We start from the raw sequence: 4,281 nt of genomic DNA, 5'->3' as shown, positions 1-4,281 counted from the left end.
CCCTCCCCCCTCCCTCCCCCCCCCCCCCCCCCCCCCCCCCCCCCCCCCCCTCCTCCCCCCCCCCCCCCCCCCCCCCCCCCCCCCCCCCCCCACCACTGTGCTCCGGGCCGGGGTTCTCCGGCGCTGACGTCCGGGTCCTCCGGGACGTCCGGGTCCTCCGGAACGTCCTGGACGTCCGGCCGGGCGTTCCCGGGGGCGGCTAGCGCCAGCGCCAGGCGTGGTCGACCGGGCCGATCCCGGAACCCAGTGCGAAGCCCCCGGCGATCGCGCCGGTGACGTACTCCTTGGCCGAGCCCACCGCCGCGGGCAGCGACTCGCCCTTGGCCAGTGCGGCCGCGACCGAGCTGGCCAGGGTGCAGCCCGTGCCGTGGGTGTGCCGGTTGTCGTGGCGCGGCGCCCGGTACCAGTGCACCTCGTCCGGACCGCCGTACAGCAGGTCCGCGGCCTCGCCCTCCAGGTGGCCGCCCTTGACCAGCGCCCAGCGCGGCCCGAGGTCGACCAGCGCCCGGGCGGCGTCCAGCATCTGCGACTCGTCCTCGACCGTACGGCCGGTGAGCTGGGTCACCTCGTGCAGGTTGGGGGTGACGACGGTGGCGACCGGCAGCAGCCTCTCCCGGACGGTGGCCACCGCCTCGGCGGCCAGCAGCGCGTCCCCGTGCTTGGAGACGCCGACCGGGTCGACCACCACCGGGGCGTCCACCGTTGACAGCAGGTCGGAGACGGTCTCCACCAGTTCGATCGAGGCGAGCATGCCGGTCTTCACGGCCTGCACCCCGATGTCGTCCACCACGCTGCGGAACTGCGCCCGGACCGCCTCGGCGGGCAGTTCCCAGTAGCCCTGGACGCCGAGCGAGTTCTGCGCGGTGACGGCGGTGATCACGCTCATGCCGTGCACGCCGAGGGCGAGCATCGCCTTGAGGTCGGCCTGGATGCCGGCACCGCCGCCGGAGTCGGAGCCGGCGACGGTGAGCACGCGGGGAGGTGCAGTCGAAACCATGAGGTCAACCTACCCCCGCCGGTTCACAGCACCGCTTCGGACTCCGCCCAGCGGCCCTCCGGCACCGTCTTCAGCCGGGTCACCGCGTCGGCGATCGGCACCAGCTCGATGTCGCTGCGGCGCAGCGCGGTGAAGTGCCCGAACGCGCCCTGGTGGACGGCCTCCACGGCGTGCCAGCCGAAGCGCGAGGCGAGCACCCGGTCCCGGGCGGTCGGGGTGCCGCCGCGCTGGACGTGGCCGAGGATGACCGGGCGGGCCTCCTTGCCGAGCAGGTCCTCCAGCTCGTGGGCGAGCCGGGTGCCGATCCCGCCGAAGGTCCGGTGCCCGAACTGGTCGACGTCGCCGTGGTCGAAGCGCATGGTGCCGGGCTGCGGGGCGGCGCCCTCGGCGACGGCGATGATGGCGAACTTCTTGCCACGGGCGAAGCGGTCCTCGACCATCCGGGCCACCACCTCGATGTCGAAGGGCTTCTCCGGGATCAGGATGCCGTGCGCGCCGCCGGCCATGCCCGCGGTGAGGGTGATCCAGCCGGTGTGACGGCCCATCAACTCGACCACCATCACGCGCTGGTGGGACTCCGCGGTGGTCTTCAGCCGGTCGATCGCCTCGGTCGCGACGTGCACCGCGGTGTCGAAGCCGAAGGTGACGTCGGTGGCGTCGATGTCGTTGTCGATGGTCTTGGGCACCCCGACCACCGGCAGCCCGGCGTCGCTGAACCGTTTGGCGGCAGTGAGCGTCCCCTCGCCGCCGATCGCGATCAGCGCGTCGATGCCGATGTCCCGGGCCAGCGTCTTCGCGTTCTCCACCGCCCAGGCGATCCGCTCGCGCCGCACCCGGGCCGAACCGAGGATGGTGCCGCCGAGGGTGAGCAGCCCGGTGACGTCGTCGTGCGAGACCGGTCGGGCGCGGCCCTCGATCAGGCCGAGGAAGCCGTCCTCGATGCCGACGATCTCGTCCCCGTGCACGTCCGTTCCCCGGTGCACCACGGATCTGATCACCGCGTTGAGGCCGGGGCAGTCGCCGCCACTGGTCAGGACACCGATGCGCATGTGTGGTGTGCTCCCGCTCGCCGTGGAAACCGGAACGCCCGCGCCGGACGGGCGGGCGGGCTCGGATGCCGCAAGCCTACGCAAAACGCACCTCCGAAGCCCGTCCGCCGCACGTCCGGAGCGTCACGTGCCGCGCTGGTGTCCAAGTGCCCATCGGCCGTACTCCGTACGCCAGTCGGCACCGGCGGCCGCCGGCCGCCTCACTCGGCGAAGTGGTCCCAGCCGCCGACCCGGTCCCAGGGCGCGCCGTCCACCGTCACCCGGCCGCTGCGCGAGCCCAGCGGACGACCGGTCACCTCGCCCACCACCCGCCAGCGGGCCGGGAGTTGGACGCCGCGCGGGAAGGTGGCCACGATCGCGTGGTCCTCGCCGCCGGAGAGCACCCAGACCAGCGGGTCCACCCCGACCGCCTGGCCGATGTCGGCCATCTGCGCCGGGACGTCGAAGTCCGCGGCCTTGAGGTCGATGTCCACGTCGCTGGCCCGGGCCACGTGGCCGAGGTCGGCGACCAGCCCGTCGCTCACGTCGATCATCGAGGTCGCGCCCAACTCGGCCGCGGCCGGGCCCGCGTGGTACGGCGGCTCGGGCCGGCGGTGCGCCTCGACGAAGGCCCGCGGGGAACGGAAGCCGCGCTGCAGGACGGTCAGTCCGGCCGCCGACCAGCCGAGCCAGCCGGTCACCGCGACCACGTCGCCGACCTGGGCGCCGGAGCGCGTCACCGCCGCGCGCCCCTGGAGATCGCCGAGCGCCGTGATGGCCAGCATGACGGTGTCACCGCGCACCACATCACCGCCGACGACCGTCGCCCCGGCCACCTGGCACTCGTCGCGCAGCCCGTCCATCAGCTCGGTGGCCCAGGTGGTCGGCAGATCGGCCGGGGCGACCAGGCCGAGCAGTATCGCGGTCGGCACCGCGCCCATCGCGGCCACGTCGGCGAGGTTCTGGGCGGCGGCCTTGCGGCCCACGTCGTAGGCGGTGGACCAGTCCCGGCGGAAGTGCCGGTTCTCGATCAGGACGTCGGTGGTGGCCACCACCCGGCCGTCCGGGGCCTTCACCACCGCGGCGTCGTCCCCGGGGCCGAGGTCGACCGCGTCGGTGAGCGGTACCCGGGCGGTCAGCTCCCTGATGAGGCCGAACTCGCCCAGCTCGCCCACGGTCCCCTGCATCTGCCGTCCTCTCGCGTTTCCATCCGGATCTGGCCCCCGCGCGCAGCGTACGCCCTTCGGGGGTGCCGGGGTCTCCCCTCCCCGGCCCGCTGCGGGGTAGCGTGGTGATCAGTCTGCCGGTGAGTCCGTTCCCACCCTGTGCCCGACCGGGCGATCACGGCGGCGATCCCCCGTTTCCGGCTGCCGGGAGGCCCCCGTGGTACAGGCATACATCCTGATCCAGACCGAGGTCGGAAAGGCCAGCTCCGTGGCCGACACGATCGGCACGATCCCCGGAGTGCTCACCGCCGAGGACGTCACCGGTCCCTACGACGTGATCGTCAAGGCCGAGGCCGAGACCGTGGACGACCTGGGCCGCATGGTCGTCGCCACCGTCCAGAAGGTCGAGGGCATCACCCGCACCCTCACCTGTCCGGTGGTGCACCTCTAGCCCCGGCTACCATCGGCGGGTGGCCAGAGAACTCCGCATCCCCGAGGTGGTGACCGCGCTGCCGGCCCCGGTCCGGTGGCTGGCGGCGCCGGTCGCGCTGGCCAGCGCGGTCGTCCTGCTGATCGGCAGCTGGAGTTCGGCGGACCCGAAGGTCGAGGTGCCGCGGCCGAGCGGGAAGGCGGCGGAGCACTGCCGCGCGCTGGCGGCGGCCCTGCCGCACGAGTTGCTGGGGCGCGCCCGCCACGACCCGTCACCCGCCTCGCCGTACGTGGCGGCCTGGGGCGACTCGCCCCGGACGGTACTGCGCTGCGGCATCGACCGGCCGGAGGAGTTGGACGGCGAGCACGCCATGGACTGGTCCCCGACCGTCGACGACGTCACCTGGTGGTCCCAGAAGCTCTCCGACGGCGGCTACCGCTTCGTCACGACCATGCGCGCCGCCTACGTCGAGGTGACCGTCCCCGCCGGGGCCGCCCGCAACCCCTTCGACCCGGCCGCCGCCCTGAGCGACCTCGTCAAGGCGACCATCCCGGGCTGACGCACCGCCCTTCGCGTGAAGCACCCGCCCCGAGCGCCGACCGTCGGCACCGGACCCGAGCGCCCCGGAGGCGAGCGGGCGAACACCCGCCCCGAGCCGAA

5 protein-coding genes are annotated in these 4,281 nt (G+C 74.1%); 2 read left to right on the top strand and 3 right to left on the bottom strand.

Annotated elements, in window-relative coordinates:
- Nucleotides 1-199 precede the first annotated feature (199 nt).
- From thiD to ACZ4WV_RS34620, 3 genes are all read right to left on the bottom strand, one after another.
- Nucleotides 200-997, bottom strand: a complete 798-nt coding sequence (gene thiD, locus ACZ4WV_RS34630) for a bifunctional hydroxymethylpyrimidine kinase/phosphomethylpyrimidine kinase (RefSeq protein WP_465752948.1) — start codon at nucleotides 995-997, stop codon at nucleotides 200-202.
- A gap of 23 nt (nucleotides 998-1,020) precedes the next feature.
- Nucleotides 1,021-2,046, bottom strand: a complete 1,026-nt coding sequence (locus ACZ4WV_RS34625; RefSeq protein ID WP_465752946.1) for a 6-phosphofructokinase — start codon at nucleotides 2,044-2,046, stop codon at nucleotides 1,021-1,023.
- 200 nt (nucleotides 2,047-2,246) lie between these two features.
- Nucleotides 2,247-3,212 (bottom strand): thiamine-phosphate kinase, encoded by a 966-nt coding sequence (locus tag ACZ4WV_RS34620; RefSeq protein WP_465752944.1) that lies wholly within the window; start codon nucleotides 3,210-3,212, stop codon nucleotides 2,247-2,249.
- 196 nt (nucleotides 3,213-3,408) lie between these two features.
- Here ACZ4WV_RS34620 and ACZ4WV_RS34615 point away from each other — a divergent pair, with 196 nt between their 5' ends.
- Together ACZ4WV_RS34615 and ACZ4WV_RS34610 are read left to right on the top strand one after the other, a co-directional pair.
- Entirely contained in the window at nucleotides 3,409-3,642 is a 234-nt protein-coding gene (locus ACZ4WV_RS34615; RefSeq protein ID WP_465752942.1) for an Lrp/AsnC ligand binding domain-containing protein, read from the top strand.
- A 19-nt stretch (nucleotides 3,643-3,661) separates the two neighbouring features.
- A complete protein-coding gene (locus ACZ4WV_RS34610) occupies nucleotides 3,662-4,180 on the top strand; it encodes a DUF3515 domain-containing protein (protein ID WP_465752940.1) in 519 nt (172 codons plus the stop codon).
- Nucleotides 4,181-4,281: the final 101 nt, after the last annotated feature.

Source organism: Kitasatospora sp. NPDC029312 (assembly GCF_055569215.1).
This window is presented reverse-complemented; position numbering and strand designations above follow the sequence as displayed.